This window comes from Hydrogenophaga sp., assembly GCF_026125785.1.
Taxonomy (GTDB): domain Bacteria; phylum Pseudomonadota; class Gammaproteobacteria; order Burkholderiales; family Burkholderiaceae_C; genus Hydrogenophaga.
The window spans coordinates 298,636-314,430 of the sequence record NZ_JAHCKL010000001.1; the positions used below are offsets into that span (position 1 = coordinate 298,636).

18 protein-coding genes are annotated in these 15,795 nt (G+C 68.5%); 13 read left to right on the forward strand and 5 right to left on the reverse strand.

The features are described from left to right. Positions 1–2: 2 nt before the first annotated feature. From KIT53_RS01355 to KIT53_RS01385, 7 genes are all read left to right on the forward strand, one after another. Entirely contained in the window at positions 3–275 is a 273-nt protein-coding gene (locus KIT53_RS01355; protein ID WP_297746395.1) for a DUF2164 domain-containing protein, read from the forward strand. Positions 276–278: 3 nt separating this feature from the next. Beyond that, the gene (locus KIT53_RS01360; RefSeq protein WP_297746398.1) at positions 279–1,097 is read left to right on the forward strand and encodes a phytanoyl-CoA dioxygenase family protein; all 819 of its coding nucleotides are present in this window, start codon (positions 279–281) and stop codon (positions 1,095–1,097) included. Between the two features lie 31 nt (positions 1,098–1,128). Further along, the gene (locus KIT53_RS01365; protein ID WP_297746401.1) at positions 1,129–2,106 is read left to right on the forward strand and encodes a DUF808 domain-containing protein; all 978 of its coding nucleotides are present in this window, start codon (positions 1,129–1,131) and stop codon (positions 2,104–2,106) included. Positions 2,107–2,113: 7 nt separating this feature from the next. Next, on the forward strand, positions 2,114–2,476 hold the full coding sequence (locus tag KIT53_RS01370; protein WP_297746404.1) for a hypothetical protein: 363 nt from the start codon (positions 2,114–2,116) through the stop codon (positions 2,474–2,476). A gap of 228 nt (positions 2,477–2,704) precedes the next feature. Next, complete coding sequence (locus tag KIT53_RS01375) at positions 2,705–3,838, forward strand: hypothetical protein (RefSeq protein WP_297746407.1); 1,134 nt, start codon at positions 2,705–2,707, stop codon at positions 3,836–3,838. Beyond that, on the forward strand, positions 3,835–4,932 hold the full coding sequence (locus KIT53_RS01380) for a hypothetical protein (RefSeq protein WP_297746410.1): 1,098 nt from the start codon (positions 3,835–3,837) through the stop codon (positions 4,930–4,932). The genes KIT53_RS01375 and KIT53_RS01380 overlap by 4 nt, the downstream gene beginning before the upstream one ends. Beyond that, the gene (locus tag KIT53_RS01385; protein ID WP_297746413.1) at positions 4,929–6,212 is read left to right on the forward strand and encodes a type II secretion system protein; all 1,284 of its coding nucleotides are present in this window, start codon (positions 4,929–4,931) and stop codon (positions 6,210–6,212) included. The genes KIT53_RS01380 and KIT53_RS01385 overlap by 4 nt, the downstream gene beginning before the upstream one ends. On the opposite strand, the gene KIT53_RS01390 is transcribed toward KIT53_RS01385, so the two are convergent. Further along, positions 6,149–8,152: a U32 family peptidase gene (locus KIT53_RS01390; RefSeq protein ID WP_297746416.1), complete on the reverse strand. Its 2,004-nt coding sequence runs from the start codon at positions 8,150–8,152 to the stop codon at positions 6,149–6,151. The genes KIT53_RS01385 and KIT53_RS01390 overlap by 64 nt on opposite strands. A gap of 62 nt (positions 8,153–8,214) precedes the next feature. Here KIT53_RS01390 and KIT53_RS01395 point away from each other — a divergent pair, with 62 nt between their 5' ends. The 6 genes from KIT53_RS01395 (at position 8,215) to KIT53_RS01420 (ending at position 12,929) form a co-directional block, all read left to right on the forward strand. Beyond that, positions 8,215–8,982, forward strand: a complete 768-nt coding sequence (locus tag KIT53_RS01395; RefSeq protein ID WP_297746419.1) for an alpha/beta hydrolase — start codon at positions 8,215–8,217, stop codon at positions 8,980–8,982. Continuing rightward, positions 8,979–9,725, forward strand: coding sequence for a heparan-alpha-glucosaminide N-acetyltransferase (locus tag KIT53_RS01400; RefSeq protein ID WP_297746422.1), 747 nt, complete (start codon positions 8,979–8,981; stop codon positions 9,723–9,725). The genes KIT53_RS01395 and KIT53_RS01400 overlap by 4 nt, the downstream gene beginning before the upstream one ends. A 149-nt stretch (positions 9,726–9,874) precedes the next feature. After that, positions 9,875–10,633 (forward strand): molybdate ABC transporter substrate-binding protein, encoded by a 759-nt coding sequence (gene modA / locus KIT53_RS01405; protein WP_297746425.1) that lies wholly within the window; start codon positions 9,875–9,877, stop codon positions 10,631–10,633. 21 nt (positions 10,634–10,654) lie between these two features. Then, positions 10,655–11,329: a molybdate ABC transporter permease subunit gene (modB, locus tag KIT53_RS01410; protein WP_297746428.1), complete on the forward strand. Its 675-nt coding sequence runs from the start codon at positions 10,655–10,657 to the stop codon at positions 11,327–11,329. A 2-nt stretch (positions 11,330–11,331) separates the two neighbouring features. Next, on the forward strand, positions 11,332–12,063 hold the full coding sequence (locus KIT53_RS01415; RefSeq protein ID WP_297746431.1) for an ATP-binding cassette domain-containing protein: 732 nt from the start codon (positions 11,332–11,334) through the stop codon (positions 12,061–12,063). A 41-nt stretch (positions 12,064–12,104) separates the two neighbouring features. After that, a complete protein-coding gene (locus KIT53_RS01420; protein ID WP_297746435.1) occupies positions 12,105–12,929 on the forward strand; it encodes a TOBE domain-containing protein in 825 nt (274 codons plus the stop codon). Between the two features lie 9 nt (positions 12,930–12,938). On the opposite strand, the gene KIT53_RS01425 is transcribed toward KIT53_RS01420, so the two are convergent. From KIT53_RS01425 to KIT53_RS01440, 4 genes are all read right to left on the reverse strand, one after another. After that, positions 12,939–13,958, reverse strand: coding sequence for a hypothetical protein (locus KIT53_RS01425; RefSeq protein WP_297746438.1), 1,020 nt, complete (start codon positions 13,956–13,958; stop codon positions 12,939–12,941). A gap of 121 nt (positions 13,959–14,079) precedes the next feature. Continuing rightward, positions 14,080–14,859, reverse strand: a complete 780-nt coding sequence (locus KIT53_RS01430) for a peptidylprolyl isomerase (RefSeq protein WP_297746441.1) — start codon at positions 14,857–14,859, stop codon at positions 14,080–14,082. Between the two features lie 110 nt (positions 14,860–14,969). Further along, complete coding sequence (locus KIT53_RS01435) at positions 14,970–15,236, reverse strand: BolA family protein (protein WP_297746443.1); 267 nt, start codon at positions 15,234–15,236, stop codon at positions 14,970–14,972. Further along, positions 15,233–15,775: a septation protein A gene (locus KIT53_RS01440; RefSeq protein ID WP_297746446.1), complete on the reverse strand. Its 543-nt coding sequence runs from the start codon at positions 15,773–15,775 to the stop codon at positions 15,233–15,235. Before KIT53_RS01440 ends, KIT53_RS01435 begins: the two co-directional genes overlap by 4 nt. Between the last annotated feature and the right edge of the window lie 20 nt (positions 15,776–15,795).

Here is a 15,795-nt window from a genome sequence, read left to right on the forward strand (position 1 = left end):
CCATGGCCATCGACATCCCGAAAGACGCACGTGCCGAGGCGATCGCATCGATCCAGCGCTACGTCGAGGAGAACATGGAGGAGCGCATCGGCAACATTGCCGCGGGCGGGCTGCTCGGCTTCTTTCTCGAAGAGATCGCTCCGCTGGTCTACAACCAGGCCGTGGCGGATGTGCAGGAACGCCTGCAGATGCGCATTGGCGAGCTCGACATCGAACACCACGAGGACGCCTTCACCTACTGGCGCCGCCGCGACAAGGCTGGCAAGGGGCGCTGAGACATGCCACGCACCCATCCTCTCGACGCCGACACCGTTGCCGCCTACGCCCGCGACGGCGCGGTGGTGCTGCGCGGGGTGCTCGGTGCGCGCGAACTCGCGCGGCTGGAGGAGGGCATAGAGCACAACCTGGCGCACCTGAGCCCGCTGGCCCTGGTGGCCAGCGAGCCGGACGACCCGGGCCGCTTCGTCGAGGATTTCTGCACCTGGCAGGACAACCCGGCCTACCGCTCGGTCCTGCTCGACTCGGCGCTGCCGCACCTGGCCGGGCAGCTCATGCAGAGCCCCACCGCGCGCCTGTACCACGACCACCTGCTGGTGAAGGAACCTGGCACGCGCCAGCCCACACCCTGGCACCAGGACCAGCCGTACTACAACGTGGACGGCCGCCAGAACGTGAGCTTCTGGATTCCCGTGGACCCGGTGCCGCTTCAGAGCACGCTGCGCTTCGTGGCCGGCTCGCACGCCGGCACCTGGTACATGCCGCGGACCTTCCGCGACCAGCAGGCCAGGTGGTTTCCGGAAGGCACCCTGGCCGAGCTGCCCGCGATAGACCAGCAGCCGGATGCGTTTCGCCAGCTCGCCTGGGCGCTGGAACCGGGCGATTGCGTGGCCTTCCACATGCTCACGCTGCACGCTTCCAGCGGCGTCGGGCCCGCGCAGCGGCGGCGCGTGTTTTCCGCCCGCTACCTGGGCGAAGACGCGCGCCACGCGCCGCGCCGCTGGCGTACCTCGCCGCCTTTTGCGGGCCTGACGGAACGCCTGGCCGAGGGCGCCGTGATGGACGACCCTCTCTTTCCGCTGGCGTGGCCGGCGCCCTGACACTGTTCTCTTCTCTCACGGACGCCCCACCATGGCCGGAACCAGCCTGCTCGCCCTGATCGACGACATCGCCACGCTGTTGGACGACGTGGCGCTGATGACCAAGGTGGCCGCGCGCAAGAGCGCCACCATGGCCGACGACGTGGCGGCCATGACCCAGATGGCGGCGAAGAAGACCGCCGGCGTGCTGGGCGACGACCTTGCGCTCAATGCCCAGCAGGTCACCGGTGTGCGCGCCGACCGCGAGTTGCCGGTGGTCTGGGCGGTGGCCAAGGGCTCGCTGGTGAACAAGGCCATCCTGGTGCCCGCGGCGCTGCTCATCAGCGCCCTGGCTCCCTGGGCCATCACGCCGCTGCTCATGTTGGGTGGCCTGTTCCTGTGCTTCGAAGGCGCCGAAAAGCTCTGGCACGCCTTCGGCCCGCACAAGGCCGAGGCGGGGGCCGAACACGCCGCGCTGGCCGGTGCGGTGGCCGACGAGAACATCGACCTGGTGGCCTTCGAGAAGGAGAAGATCAAGGGCGCCGTGCGCACCGACTTCATCCTTTCGGCCGAAATCATCGTCATCACCCTGGGCACGGTGGCCGCGGCCGGCATGGGCCAGCGCGTGGCCGTGCTGGTGGGCATTTCCCTGCTGATGACCGTGGGCGTCTACGGCCTGGTGGCCGGCATCGTCAAGCTCGACGACCTCGGCCTGTACCTGAACCGGCAAGCCGCGCGCTGGCAACAGGCGCTGGGCCGTGGCATCCTCGCCGCCGCGCCCTGGCTGATGAAGGCGCTGTCGGTGCTGGGCACGGCGGCCATGTTCCTGGTCGGCGGTGGCATTCTGGTGCACGGGGTGCCGGCCATCGGCCATGGCATCGAGAACCTGGTCGCGGGGCTGGGCCTCTGGGGCACGCTGCTCGGCAGCCTGCTGGGTGGGCTTGCCGGGCTGCTGGCCGGCGCACTGGTTGTGGCGGTGGTGAGCCTGATCGGGCGCCTGCGCGGCGGCAAGCCGCCGGCCGCTGGTTGAGTTGAGCATGCGCGGGCCTGCCGCCGAGCCGCCCGAGCACTGGCGCGCCGATGCCGGCGGTGATTCCGTGGCGGTGCTCGACATCCCGGGCCTGCTGGGCCGGGCGCGGGTGTTCGACATCGATGTGAGCCTGTGGGTCGACGTGCCCGCTTCGAGCGCCGAGGCGTGGCACGAACTGGCGCTGGAGCTGGACGGGCAACAACAGTGGTCGCGCCGGGTGAACAGCCAGAACCCTGGACAAACCGATGGCCTGGACTACCACCAGCGGGTGCGGCTGGAGGAGGAGCAGGCGGTGCGCGTGCGCGCGACCGCCCGCGTGAAGGGTGTGCGCATACGCCAGTTGCTCGTCGAGGCGCGCGAGGAACGCTGATGGCAGGAGGCTGAGGCCTTTTGTTGTCATGAGTAAGTCATTCGACTGACACGGTGGTTGCATCGGCCGTGCGCACACTGCTGGACACCGTGCGCATGTCGGCCTCCTGCGATCAAGGGAAGCGGCCCGACCTGCGCGTGCCCAACCTTTTTGGATGCAAGGCCGATGTCTTTTCCCAGATACCCACTTCCCCGTGGTTCGCGAGAGCGTGGCGTCGCCGCACTGGCCATGGCCCTGTTGACGGTCGCCGTCGCAGGCCTGACGCTGGGCAGCTTTCTGCTGTTCAAGTCGCGGGCCGGACAGGCGCAGGTTCAGGTGCAACGCGACGCCATGCTGAAGATCCAGCAGGCGGTGCAGGGCTTTGCGTATGCGCAGGGCCGCCTGCCTTGCCCCGCTTCGATCCGCCTGGGGGCCGAAGACTGCGCGGCCGGCACCCGTGCCAAAGGCTGGCTGCCCGTCGCGACGCTGATCGACTCGGGCGGCGATGCGCAGGCGCTCCTGCCGTCGGGCATGGCGGTGCGGTACCTGGTCGATCGGGGCAGCGGCGCGCCGGCGCGCGATCTGGCGGCCGCCGGCGGCGTGTTTCATCCCGCGCTGGCTTCTTCGGCGTCTGCTGCCGCCTACCCGCCGGCCCTGGCCAGCACCCTGGACCTGTGCGCGCGACTGGCCCTGGCCGGTGAACCGGCGGCGTCGGAAGCGGCATACGCCATGGCTATCGCGGCACCGGGCGCCACGGATGAGGCATCTGGCCTCAATGCCGACTTTTCCCGCCCAGGTCTGGAGCCCGCGCAGCGCCCGACCGATGCCGGCTACACCGACCTGGTGATCGTGGTGACGCCAGCCGCTCTGTACGAGGCCGCGGGTTGCGAACCCACCACCGCCTCGGTGGACGCCATGGCGATGGCCGCGGCCTGGGTGGACGACGCCAACGCGATGCGGGCGTCCAACATCGCCAAGGCCGACAACGGCGTGCTCACCAACAGCCTGGGCACCGCCGCGGACGCCCTGTACATGGTCGACTCCCTGGCCGATCTCCAGAACGCGGTCTACAACGCGGGCGACAACGCGGCCAAGGCGGTCATCGCCGCGAAAACGCCCCCGCTGTGGCCGTATGTGCCGGTGCACGTCGGTGGCATAGGCAAAGCCTTGGGCGGGCTGCTGATCTCCGTGGTCGACGTCTCCCGCAACGCGATCACGGTCGCGCTGCGCGGCATGCACGCGGCGGCCTATGCCCAGATGGCCAGGAATGCCGCAGCGCAGCCTGTCTGGCAGGGTGCGCTGCAGATGGTGGCGCGCTCGCATGCCGCGGGCATGGCGGCCAGCCTGCCCGCGCTGCCTCTTGCAGAACCGTTCGAGCCATGATGCGGCAGGTCAAAGCCCAAGCCCGCGTGCGCCAGCGCGGCTGGAGCTTGCTGGAGGCGGTGCTGGTGGTGTCGCTGGTGGCGTTCATGGCCGCTGGTTTCTGGAAGACCCTCGCACTCGTGGATCACCATGGCCGCAGCGAGCAGGCTCGCGACCTGTTGCAGCGGGCCGAGGACGCGCTCTACGGCATGGCCCTGCGCGACCACCAATTGCCCGTGCCGGACGACGCGGTCGTCTCGGCGCAGTTGCCGGACCATTGGGAAGGCTGGTTGCCCGTGCAGGTGCTCGGCACGGCCCGGGCGCGCAGCATCCGCTATGTCGTCGATCGCTCGCTCACGGCAGCACCTTCCGTGCGCTACCAGGCCGATCCCCTCCACCTGCTGGGCACGCAGGTGGAGGCTCGCGCCGACCTCAATGGCCTGGACCTGTGCCTGCAGGCCGTGAGGCGGGAAGAGACCGGGTTGGCCGAAGCGCGTGCGCTGCGCCTGGCTTTCGGTGTGCAGCGGGTCGAGGCCGCCGACCGAACCATGGACACGCGTTTCCGGCTCCAGGCGCATGCCGCCGCCGGAGCCCAGCAGACCGATGGCCATGTAGACACCCGCGCAGCCAGCGCGGGTGAGCTGGTGCAGCGGCTGGGCTGCGTGCAGGCCTTTGCCCGGCTGGCCACGGCTGTCAAGACCGCCGTGCTGGCCGCCGACGTGCTCCAGCTCTCGCAACTGGATGCATCGCTGCGCGCCCTGGCCGTGAAGGAGGCCGAAGAGGCGGTCCTGAACCACGAATGGCGCATCGTCAACTGCAGCGCCCGGCTGGCCGTGAGCACATGGAACTTCGTGGCCTCCAAGCTGACCGCCGCCACCACGCCGGCAGGCGCGATGATGGCTTTCGTCAACTTCGCCGGCTTCGCGCTGGAGGCCAGCCGCTGGGCCATCCAGCTGGACTACGCGTCCGGACAGAAACAGAAAGCCGACGTCAGTCTGGAAAAAGCGCGCCGGATGCTCGCCACAGCCGAGGCGCGTGTCGCCGATGGTGGCGCGCAATTCGGCCGCAGGCTGGAGCAGGTGAATGCGTTGCAGCGCCGGGGAGTCTGGCCATGAGGCGCGGATGGGGGCATGCGCGGCGCGCGCGCCAGGGCGGCCTGTCTTTGGTGGAAGCCTCGGTGGCCTTGGCCATCATCGGCGTGGCGCTGGTCGTGCTGTGGCAGGCCGTGGGCGGCATGCAGCGGCGCGAGGACCAGGAACGAACCGGGCTCCGCCTGGCCCGTGCCGATGCCGCGGTGCTGGCCTTCGTGGGCATTCACAGGCGATTTCCCTGCCCGGCGGCGCAGCCAGACGGGTCCGAGTCCTGCGATGGCCGCGCGTCGGGCTTTTTCCCCTACCGGACCCTGGGATTGCCCGAAGCCGATGCCATGGCGCGCATGCACTATGCGCTGGACCCGGTCATCGCCGGCGGCGACACGCCCTTCATCGCACTCGGGAACGACCAGGCCATCGGCCAGGACAGCGCACCGCGTGCCCAGCCCATGGCACTGAAGACCCTGCTGGGCCGGCGCTACGACGGCATGCTGGACGTCTGCTCGGGCTTGTCCCGCGTGGCGGTGGCCTTCACCCTGGTGCAGCGCGAGGCCGATGGGCCGGGCTTCATGGTGGCGGGCGGCACGGGCGCTCAGGCGGTGCGGGCGGTGGCCGCCACCACCGTCTCCGGCTACCTGGGGTGCGCCGGCCTGGTGGCGGTGGCCGGACGCGGCCAGTACAACGCGCACCTGGCCTCGGCCATCCTGGGCAAGGCGGTGCAGGACCACCGCATGCATGCCGAGGTGGGCTATGCGCTGGACCACTGGAACCTCGCCGAAGGCATCTGGAGCTTCGCCAACGGCATGTACGCGGCGATGAAGAACTGGGCCAAGCTCGCGCAGACAGCGTCGGCGCTCGATGCCCACATCTGGAGCAACCCGGTGCCGTTTCTGCAGCTCAACGCCAAGGCCATCGTGGACCGGACCGTGGAACTGGTGGGCGTGGCCGCACGCATGTCGGACATGATCCGCAACAGCCGCAACCTGGCGCTCGCTCAGGACAGCCGCCGCACCCACAACGCCCTGGTGGCCCGGACGCTGGCGCTCTACACCGAGACCACGCGGCACGCCTTGATCGGGAGTTCCAGCGCGTACTTCCTGTCCATGCAGGATGGCGCTGATCCAGGCGCCACGGGCGGCGGCCAGGCCACAGACTATGGCCTCAACGGTTCCGCGCAGGACCTGGCCAGCCGGGGCGAGACCTGGGCCGGCATCCTGGGCCATGCCGACCTGATGGCGCCCTACACGAGGCTGCCCGCCGGCCCCGCGCTGGCAGTGCCGGGCATGGTGGGCCGTGAGCGGTAGAACCTCACCGGACTGGCGGGCGCCGCCTGCAGAATGGCCGGCTTGATGCGGCCGACCACGTGCATCTCGCAGGGTTTGCAGTCGAAGCGCAGGGTGAGTTTCTCGTTGCCGTGGGTGATGCTCAGGGGTTCGGCGCGGATGGTGCCTTGCACGCCGGTCACGCCTTTGGCCTGCTTGGGGCAGAGGCTGAGGGAGAAGCGCACGCAGTGCTTGGTGATCATGAGGCTGACCTCGCCGGCTTCTTCGTGCGCCTCGTAGGCCGAGGCGATCACCTTCACGCCATGGCGGGCGTAGAAGTCGCGTGCCTTGTGGTTGTAGACGTTGGCGAGGTAGGTGAGGGTGTCTTCGGGGTAGTGCGTCGGCGGATCCACCGGCGTGGCCCGGGGCAGCCGCGTCCAGGCGGCGGCACGGGCGGCTTCCAGCGCGGCGATGGCATCGCGTCGCAGCGGGTTGAGCAGCGAGGCGGGCACGAACCAGGGCTGGGACAGGTTCAGCGCCACGTCGATGGGCTCAAAAAGGGTTTCGCCCAGGCGCGCGAGGCCCTCGCGCAGCCGGCACTGCGCCTGCGCCGCATCCTTGGCCGGCTCCAGCGTGCAGGGCAGGGTGGCGGTGGCGCTGTGACCGTCTTCGTCGGTGACGCTCAGCGCCAGGCCGCTGGCGGTTTCGTCCAGCCGCAGCCAGACGCCGATGCGCCGCTCGGCCGACTTCTTCTCCAGTGAACGCACCCAATCCATGTCGCGGTTGCGGTTGACCACCGTGCCACGGCGCAGGTGGCGCAGGCTGGCGACGGCGTCCTTGGGAAAGACGCGCCAGTGGCCCGGCTTGTCCGCCAGGGCCTGGGCGCGGTTGATCTGCAGGCCCACCAGCTCCTTGTGCAGGTCCAGGTAGCACAGGCCGTCGCCGTTGTGCAGCGTGGTCGAAGCGTCCTCGGTCTCGATGCCGACGAAGTCGCCGCCGACCTCGGTCACCCAGCCAATGGGGCGGCCGGGGTTCTTGGGCGTGTCGAAGGCGCCAATGTCCTGCTGGCGGCCTTGCACGAAGTAGTCGGTGAACTCGCGGTTGAAGTTCTGGTCCGGGTCGGGCGTGAAGCCGAACGTGCAGCGGCCGCTGGAGGCGCGGCCCAGTTCGGGGCGCTCGTCCAGGATCTCGTCGAACAGCCGGCGGTAGTGCGCGGTGATGTTCTTGACGTAGCCCATGTCCTTGTAGCGGCCTTCGATCTTGAAGCTGCGCGCCCCGGCGTCGATGAGGGCACGCAGGTTGTCGCTCTGGTTGTTGTCCTTCATGGAGAGCACGTGCTTGTCGTGCGCGACGATGCGACCCTGGCTGTCCTTGACTTCGTAGGGCAGGCGGCAGGCCTGCGAGCAGTCGCCCCGGTTGGCGCTGCGGCCGGTGTGGGCGTGGCTCACATAGCACTGGCCGCTGTAGGCGACGCAGAGCGCGCCGTGGATGAAGAACTCGATGAGGCAGCGCTCGGCATCCAGCGCGTCCCGGATGGCGGCGATCTGCGGCAGCGTCAGCTCGCGCGCCAGCACCAGCTTGGACAGGCCGGCGTCCTGCAGGAAGCGCGCCTTCTCGGGAGTGCGGATATCGGTCTGCGTGCTGGCGTGCAGCTGGATCGGAGGCAGGTCGATCTCCAGCAGCCCCATGTCCTGGACGATGAGCGCGTCCACGCCGGCGTCGTAGAGTTGCCAGGCCAGTTTGCGCGCGGGCTCCAGCTCATCGTCGCGCAGGATGGTGTTGAGCGTGGCATAGATGCGGCTGCCGAAACGGTGCGCGTGTTTCGCCAGCCGCGCGATGTCCTGCACCCGGTTGTCGGCACTGGTGCGTGCGCCGAAGGATGGGCCGCCGATGTACACCGCGTCGGCGCCGTGGTTCACGGCCTCGATGCCGATGTCGGCGTCGCGCGCCGGGGAAAGCAGTTCGATCTGGTGGGGCAGCATGGGGCGTCGTCGTGGAGCAGGCAGAATCGCCGTCGAACCTGCGATTGTCCTGGAGAACGCCCATGCCCGCATCCCCTGCTGCCGCCGTCCCCGACCACACCGCCATCGTGCTGGTCCATGGCGCCTGGCACGGCGCCTGGTGCTGGCGCCGCGTACTGCCGCTGCTGCGCGGCGCTGGCGTCGACACCCATGCCGTGACCCTGACCGGCGTGGGCGAACGCGCTCACCTGCTGAGCCCGGCGGTCGACCTGCACACCCACATCCAGGACGTGATTGGGCTGATCGAGGCCGAAGAAGTTGCCCGCCTCGTGCTGGTGGGTCACAGCTACGCCGGCATGGTGGTCACCGGCGTGGCCGACCGCTTGCAGCGCGAGCGTCCCGGTGCGCTCGCGCACCTGGTCTACCTGGATGCGGCCGTGCCGTACCCTGGTGACAGCTGGAGCACCTACCACACCGCCGAGACCCGGCAGGCCCGCATCGACGCGTCACGCGCCAGCGGTGGCCTGAGCTTTCCACCACCGGACGCTTCCATCTTCGGCCTCGAAGGCGCCGACCGCGACTGGGTGAACCGCCGCCAGACGCCACAACCCTTCCGCCTGTACCAGCAGCCGCTGGACTTCGACGGCGCGCGCGTGGCGGCCGTGCCGCGCACCTTCATCGACTGCACCTCGCCCGCGCTGGCCACCATCGCGCCGGCGCGGGCGCGCGTGCGCCGCGAACCGGGCTGGCAGGTGCTGGAGATGGCCACCGGCCACGACCCCATGGTGAGCGAACCCGAGGCCCTGGCCGGGTTGCTGCTGGACATCCAGCGCACGGCGCGCGCCCGATGAGCGCTCGGCGCCTGGACCGCATCGACGTGCTGCGCGCGGTGGCGATGCTGTGGATGACGGCCTACCACTTCTGCTTCGACCTCAACTTCTTCGGGCTGATCCACGAGAACTTCTACCGCGACCCGTTCTGGACCTGGCAGCGCACCGCCATCGTGAGCCTGTTCCTCTTCACCGCCGGCCTGTCGCAGGCGGTGGCGATTCACCAGGGGCAGGACTGGGCGCGCTTCTGGCGGCGCTGGGGACAGGTGGCGGGCGCTGCGCTGCTGGTCACCGCCGGCTCCATGTTCATGTTTCCCAACAGCTTCATCTACTTCGGCGTGCTGCATGGCATTGCGGTCATGCTCATCGTGGCGCGCGCCACGGCGGGGTGGGGCGCCTGGCTCTGGCCGCTGGGCGGGCTGGCCATGGCGCTGCCACTGGCCGCGCCAGCCGCCATGGCCGCCTGGCCGGTGTTTGAGGTGTTCAACCAGCCCTGGCTGAACTGGCTCGGTTTCATCGGCCGCAAGCCCATCACCGAGGACTATGTGCCTCTGTTGCCCTGGCTGGGCGTGGTGTGGTGGGGCCTTGCGGCGGGCCGCTGGACCTTGCGCCACCGGCCGGCCTGGCTGGGCGCGAGCGATGCTCCGGCCAAGGCAGGGCCGCGGCGCGCACTGGCCGTGCTGGGGCGTTGGAGCTTGAGCTACTACCTGCTGCACCAGCCGGTGATGATCGGCCTGATCTGGCTGGCCATGGCGCTGCGCTGAAGCCTCCGCCGTATAGCCCAGGCTATACCGAAATACCAAGTACTTTTCTGCAGATTTCCTGGTAGAGGAAGGTCATCTGGCATTACTTTGCCTATCGCTGTATATACTTTGATATTGCGATTCACCGCCAACACCTTGGAAGAGACACCATGAAGAAGCCCTCCCTCATCCGCTACCTGGCATTCGTGCTGGCCTACGGCCTGGCCATGGCCTCGCACGCCGCGGACCTCACCGTCTCCGCCGCGGCGAGCCTGACCAATGCCTTGCGCGAGATCGCACCGCTGTTCGAAGCCGCGAACCCCGGCACCAAGGTGCAGCTCAACTTCGCCGCCTCCGGTGCCTTGCTCCAGCAGATCGCCAAGGGCGCGCCGGCCGACGTCTTCGCCAGCGCCGACCAGGAGACCATGGACCAGGCACAGGCGCAGGCACTGGTGAAGCCGGCTCAGCGCCGGGACTTCGTGTCCAACGCGCTGGTGGTCATCGTGCCCGCCACCAGCAGCCGCCTGCCCGCCACGGTCAACGACCTCACGCAGCCGGCCTACGCCAGGATCGCCATCGGCCAGCCGGCCAGCGTGCCCGTGGGCCGCTACACCAAGAGCGTGCTGGAAGGCGCCAACCTCTGGGGAGCGATCGAGCCCAAGATGATCGGTGCGACCAACGTGCGCCAGGCACTGGATTACGTGGCGCGCGGCGAGGTGGAAGCGGGCTTTGTCTACGCGACGGACGCGGCCATCATGGCGGACAAGGTCAAGGTCGCCTTCAAGGTACCCACGCCCAAGCCCATCCTCTACCCGGTGGCACCGCTGCCTGGCGGCCCGAACGCCGCCCAGGGCAAGAAGTTCGTGGATTTCCTCTTCACGCCGGCGGCGCAGGCCGTCCTGGCCAAGTACGGTTTCGGCAAACCCTGAACGGCCGGGCCGGTTCGCGTCATGGCCGAAGCCTGGGTCCCACTCGCCCTCACATTGAAGGTGGCCGGCTGGGCCACCGCGCTCAACCTGCTGCTGGGCGTGGGCGTGGGCTATGCCATGGCGCGCTGGCGCTTTCCCGGCCGGGACCTGGTGGACGCGGCGCTGACCCTGCCCATGGTCATGCCGCCCACCGTGCTGGGCTACTACCTGCTGGTGGTCATCGGCAGCAACGGCGTGCTGGGCGCCTGGCTGCTCCAGCACTTCGGCATCCGCCTCATCTTCACCGTGGAGGCCGCCATCATCGCCGCCACCATCGTGTCCTTTCCGCTGGTTTTCAAGGCCGCGCGCGCCGCGTTTGAAACCGTGGACCCGCAACTGGAGGACGCTGCGCGCACCCTGGGCGTCAACGAATGGGCGGTCTTCTTCCGGGTATCGCTGCCGCTGGCGTGGCGCGGCATCCTGGCTGGCCTGCTGCTCTCGTTTGCCCGTGCCATGGGCGAGTTCGGCGCCACGCTGATGGTGGCCGGCAGCATCGCCGGCAAGACCCAGACCCTGTCTATCGCGGTCTACGAAGCCGTGCAGGCGGGCCAGGACAGCACCGCCAACTTCCTGGTTGCCGTGACCTCGGTGACCTGCATCGCGGTGCTGCTGAGCGCCGGGCGCCTGGTGCCCGGACGCGTCGCCGGTAGGGGTTGACGATGTTCCACGCCATCGCACAAGCCACCACGACCGCGCTCACCTGGGACGTCCAGGTGCGCAAGATCCTGCGCCAGGGCACCTCGCGCTTCGAGCTCGATGTGGGTTTCCAGACCGCCGCGCAGCGCGTCGTGCTGTTCGGGCCGTCGGGCGCGGGCAAGACGCAGACGCTGCGCATGATCACCGGCATCGTCGCGCCGGACCAGGCCCGCATCGCCGTGGCCGGCCGGCTGCTGTGCGACACCGACCGCGGCGTGCACACCTCGCCGCAGCAGCGGCACCTGGCCTATGTGTTCCAGGACTATGCGCTGTTCCCGCACCTCACGGTCATCCAGAACGTGGCCTTCGCGCTGCGCAAGGGCTTGCGCAACCCGGGCAAGGCGGTGGATGACCCTCGCGTGGCGCGCTGGATGGCTTCGTTCCATCTGGAGGCGATCGCAGGACACTACCCGCACCAGATCTCCGGCGGCCAGCGGCAGCGCACCGCGCTGGCCCGGGCCCTGGTCACCGAGCCGACCGCGCTGCTGCTCGACGAACCCTTTGCCGCGCTGGACAAGCGCCTGCGCGAACGCCTGCGCGACGAACTCCGGGACCTGCAGACCCAGTTGGGGCTGCCGCTGCTGCTGATCACCCACGACGACGACGACGTCGGTCGGCTGGCCGAGCAGGTGGTGTTCATCGAAGCGGGGCGGGTGGTCGAGGGCCCGGGCCGGCACGACGAGTTGCAGGCATAGCCGCTGGTATCCTGGCCCGGCAACAAGGAGCAGGCACTGGCATGGCACACAGAGGACCAAAGGGCGCGCAGCGGGTAGACGTGCAGGGATCGATCTGGCTGTCCGTGGGAGGAGAGTCCCTGGGCGGTCATGGCCGGGTGGCGCTGCTGCGCGCGGTGGAGAAGCACGGCTCCATCACCCAGGCGGCGAAGGCCTTCGGCATGAGCTACAAGGCCGCGTGGGACGCCATCCACCACATGAACGAACGCGCGCGCCAGCCACTGATAGCGCGCGCTGTGGGAGGGCGAGGCGGTGGCTCCACGCGCCTGACCGAGCACGGCCGGCGCCTGATCGAACGCTACGAGATGGTGGACGCGGTGCACCAGCGCTTCGTCCAGTTGCTCGGTCAGGAAGCGATGGACCTGGACCAGGATTTCTCTCTGCTGAAGGTGTTGAACATGAAGACCAGCGCAAGAAACCAGTGGATAGGGACGGTCACGGCGGTGCGTTCGGGTGCCGTCAATGACGAGGTCGAGGTCACCTTGCCCGGCGGCCAGCGCCTGGCGGCCATCATCACCCGCGAGAGCACGCTCGCGCTCGGGCTGAGGACGCAGCAGGCGGCGGTGGTGCTGATCAAGGCCTCGTCCGTGATCCTGGCCACGGACCTGCAAGGCGCGCGGGTGTCGGCGCGCAACCGCATCGACGGCGAGGTTGCGGCCATCAAGCCGGGTGCGGTGAACGCGGAAGTGACCCTGCGCACCGCCGACGGCCTGGAGGTGGTGGCCATCGTGACGCAGGACGCGGTGGCCGAACTCGCGCTGGCGCCGGGCAAGGCCGTGACCGCCCTGGTCAAGGCCTCCGACGTGATCCTGGCGACAGCGAGCTGAGGCCTGCGCTCAGTTCGCCGGCGCTTGCCTCTTCAGGATGCGCTCGTAGGTCTTGAGCGTGGACTCGAAGTTGGTCAGGGTCTGGCGCGCCAGCATCTCGTGGTCGCCCTGGTACTGGGGCAGGAAGAAGTAGCGGCCAGCCGGCTGGTCACCCATCCGCTGCAGGAACACCTTGAGGTCGTCCACCTGGCGCTGGATCATGGCCGACTGCGCGACGGGGTCCGGCGTGGCGCGCACGGTCTTGCGGCCCATCTGCTGGACGTCCCACCAGGCAAAGGGCAGGTCCGGGTCGAGCTCGCGGGCCCGCGTGTTCAAGCGTGCGCTGTCTTCGTCGGTGGCCGCATTGCGCGCGGCCACCACCAGCAAGGTGGCGTCCTTCCGCTGCTCGGCAATCTGCGCCATCTGCGTGATGAGTTCGTTGCGCCCCTTGAGTTCGCGGCCCGTGCTGAAGAACAGCTCGGCCGCATCGAGCTTGCGCGGGCCAAAGCGCCCGTACATCTCCACCAGCGAGGCATGGGCCTTGGACTGGTCGCGCTGGATGTTCGAGTAGATCCAGGCGTTCGCAAAATAGTCCTCCGCCGTCTTGGGGTTGGACCGTATGCGCTGCGACTGGGTCATGTCGGTGAGCTGGCGCACGTTGCCCGAGATTTCGGCCACGTCTTTCTGGATGAGGCCGAGCTTTTCGCCCACCGTCTCGGTCGCCGACTGCCCCTGGCCGATCAGCATGAACAGGCCGAAGGCCACGGCGGCGAAAAGACTGAAGCGCAGCGCATCGCAGGCACCGCATTCCACCACGCTCTCGACGGCCGAGGCGTTGGCCACATCCACGTCGGCCGCCTTGTTGAAGCAGACCCAGGCGGTGGCCAGCGCTGCGGCCAGGAAGAGCACGGCCAGGATCGGTGGCGAGATGAACGAGGCGAAGAAGCTCGTCATGTCGCCGATCAGGCCGGCCGCGCCGCCGATGATCACGAACATCGAAGCCTGTTTGGGCCAGAGAATCCGGCGCAGCACACTGGCACTCGGCAACATCACACCTCCCGGTTCGATAAACACCCCCTAGGGGTACGAACGCCGAATGCTACCAATGTAAAGGGTTGTTGCAAAAAAAAAACGCGGCCAAGCCGCGCTTCACACCCTTGAAACAGGGGGATTACTGGATCTTGGCCTTCTCGCGCAGACCTTCCTGGAAGTCGCGCAGCTTCTTCTGCTGCAACTGCTGGGTGAGCTGAGGCTTGAGATCGTCCAGGTTGGGGATCTGCGCGGCGCGCACGTCGTCCACGCGGATGACGTGCCAGCCGAACTGGGTCTGCACCGGCTCCTGGGTGAGCTGGCCCTTCTCCAGCTTGACCATGGCCTCGGAGAATTCCGGTACGAAGCTGGCGGCCGCGGCCCAGTCCAGGTCGCCTCCGTTGGCGCCGGAGCCGGGGTCCTTGGACTGCTTCTTGGCAATGTCCTCGAACTTGGCACCGCCCTTGAGGGCCTTGATGATGGCCTTGGCCTCGTCTTCCTTCTCGACCAGGATGTGGCGGGCACGGTACTCCTTGCCACTGTTGGCCGCGACGATCTGGTCGTACTCGGCCTTGATCTCCGCGTCCGTCACCGGGTTCTTGGTCTGGAAATCGGTGAACAGGGCGCGGATCATGATGGTCTGGCGGGCCAGCTCCATCTGGTCCTTGAACGCCTTGCTGGTGCCCACGCCGCGCTTCTGCGCCTCCTGCATGAAGATCTCGCGCAGGATGACCTCGTCCTTGAGCTGTTCACGCACGGCCTCATCGACAGGGCGGCCGGTGGCGGCGATCTGGTCGGCCAGCACGTTGAGCCGGGCAATGGGCACGGCCTTGCCGTTGACGATGGCCACGTTCTGGGCCGACGCCACCGTCGCGGTCGTGATCAGCACAGCCGCGGTCAGGGCCGACAGGGTCAATTTCATGGTGTTCCTCGGAGTGAAAAGGGGATTGGAGCCGCGCTGCGGGACCGGGTTCGGCGAACTGGTATCAGAACGTTGCCCGCGCGGGCGCTGGATGGAGCATGTGGGGTCGGTCAGGCACGGATTTCGATGGCCAGGGCATGCAGGCCGGCGTCCGTGAAAGCGCGCAGGGCATCATACACAAGCCGGTGCTGCGCCACCCGGCTCTTGCCGGCAAAGGCGCTGGCCCCGATGCGCACCCGGAAATGGGTGCCGTGGCCCAGGCCGTTCGAGCCCGCGTGCCCCGCGTGCGCGGCGCTTTCGTCGATGACCTCCAGTTGCGTGGGCGACAAGACCTCGCGCAGCCGGGCCTCGATGGCGGCGGCGGTGACCGTCGTCATGGCTTCTGCGCCGGCTCATCCTTGATGTGCCGAGCGATGTAGAGACCCTGGCCGACGATGAAGAGCACCGGGAAGATGTAGCCCCAGAGCTTGAAGTCGACCCAGAATTCAGTGGAGAAGTAGGCTGCGACGTAGGCGTTGATAGCGGCCATGAACAGAAAGTACGCGACCCAGGCCACCGTCAGCCGCGCCCAGACCGGCTCGGGCAGCTTGAGCTGGCTGCCCAGCAGGATCTGCAGGAAGTTCTTTTTCCAGATCCAGAGCGCCGCCGCGAGCACGATGGCCATGCTGGCGTAGAGCACGGTCGGCTTCCACTTGATGAAACGCTCGTCCTGCAGGAAGAGGGTGAGGGCGCCGAACACCAGCACCAGCACCAGCGTCACCTTGTGCAGGGTCTGCAGCTTGCGGTCGATGGCGTAGATCAGCCCGGTCTGCAGCACGGTGGCGGCCATGAGCACGCCGGTGGCGACGTAGATGTTCGCCATCTTGTAGGCCGCCACGAACAGCGCGATGGGGAAAAAGTCGATGAGGAAACGCATGGCCGGATTATCCGTGTTCG

Bases quoted from the DNA above. Each gene is read 5' to 3' on its own strand.
- KIT53_RS01400 (WP_297746422.1), top strand. From the start codon at position 8,979: ATGAGCGCTCGGCGCCTGGACCGCATCGACGTGCTGCGCGCGGTGGCG.
- KIT53_RS01425 (WP_297746438.1), bottom strand. From the start codon at position 13,958: ATGTTGCCGAGTGCCAGTGTGCTGCGCCGGATTCTCTGGCCCAAACAG.
- modA (WP_297746425.1), top strand. From the start codon at position 9,875: ATGAAGAAGCCCTCCCTCATCCGCTACCTGGCATTCGTGCTGGCCTAC.
- KIT53_RS01435 (WP_297746443.1), bottom strand. From the start codon at position 15,236: ATGACGACGGTCACCGCCGCCGCCATCGAGGCCCGGCTGCGCGAGGTC.
- KIT53_RS01360 (WP_297746398.1), top strand. From the start codon at position 279: ATGCCACGCACCCATCCTCTCGACGCCGACACCGTTGCCGCCTACGCC.
- KIT53_RS01385 (WP_297746413.1), top strand. From the start codon at position 4,929: ATGAGGCGCGGATGGGGGCATGCGCGGCGCGCGCGCCAGGGCGGCCTG.
- KIT53_RS01370 (WP_297746404.1), top strand. From the start codon at position 2,114: ATGCGCGGGCCTGCCGCCGAGCCGCCCGAGCACTGGCGCGCCGATGCC.
- KIT53_RS01430 (WP_297746441.1), bottom strand. From the start codon at position 14,859: ATGAAATTGACCCTGTCGGCCCTGACCGCGGCTGTGCTGATCACGACC.
- modB (WP_297746428.1), top strand. From the start codon at position 10,655: ATGGCCGAAGCCTGGGTCCCACTCGCCCTCACATTGAAGGTGGCCGGC.
- KIT53_RS01390 (WP_297746416.1), bottom strand. From the start codon at position 8,152: ATGCTGCCCCACCAGATCGAACTGCTTTCCCCGGCGCGCGACGCCGAC.
- KIT53_RS01375 (WP_297746407.1), top strand. From the start codon at position 2,705: ATGGCCCTGTTGACGGTCGCCGTCGCAGGCCTGACGCTGGGCAGCTTT.
- KIT53_RS01440 (WP_297746446.1), bottom strand. From the start codon at position 15,775: ATGCGTTTCCTCATCGACTTTTTCCCCATCGCGCTGTTCGTGGCGGCC.
- KIT53_RS01380 (WP_297746410.1), top strand. From the start codon at position 3,835: ATGATGCGGCAGGTCAAAGCCCAAGCCCGCGTGCGCCAGCGCGGCTGG.
- KIT53_RS01420 (WP_297746435.1), top strand. From the start codon at position 12,105: ATGGCACACAGAGGACCAAAGGGCGCGCAGCGGGTAGACGTGCAGGGA.
- KIT53_RS01365 (WP_297746401.1), top strand. From the start codon at position 1,129: ATGGCCGGAACCAGCCTGCTCGCCCTGATCGACGACATCGCCACGCTG.
- KIT53_RS01415 (WP_297746431.1), top strand. From the start codon at position 11,332: ATGTTCCACGCCATCGCACAAGCCACCACGACCGCGCTCACCTGGGAC.
- KIT53_RS01395 (WP_297746419.1), top strand. From the start codon at position 8,215: ATGCCCGCATCCCCTGCTGCCGCCGTCCCCGACCACACCGCCATCGTG.
- KIT53_RS01355 (WP_297746395.1), top strand. From the start codon at position 3: ATGGCCATCGACATCCCGAAAGACGCACGTGCCGAGGCGATCGCATCG.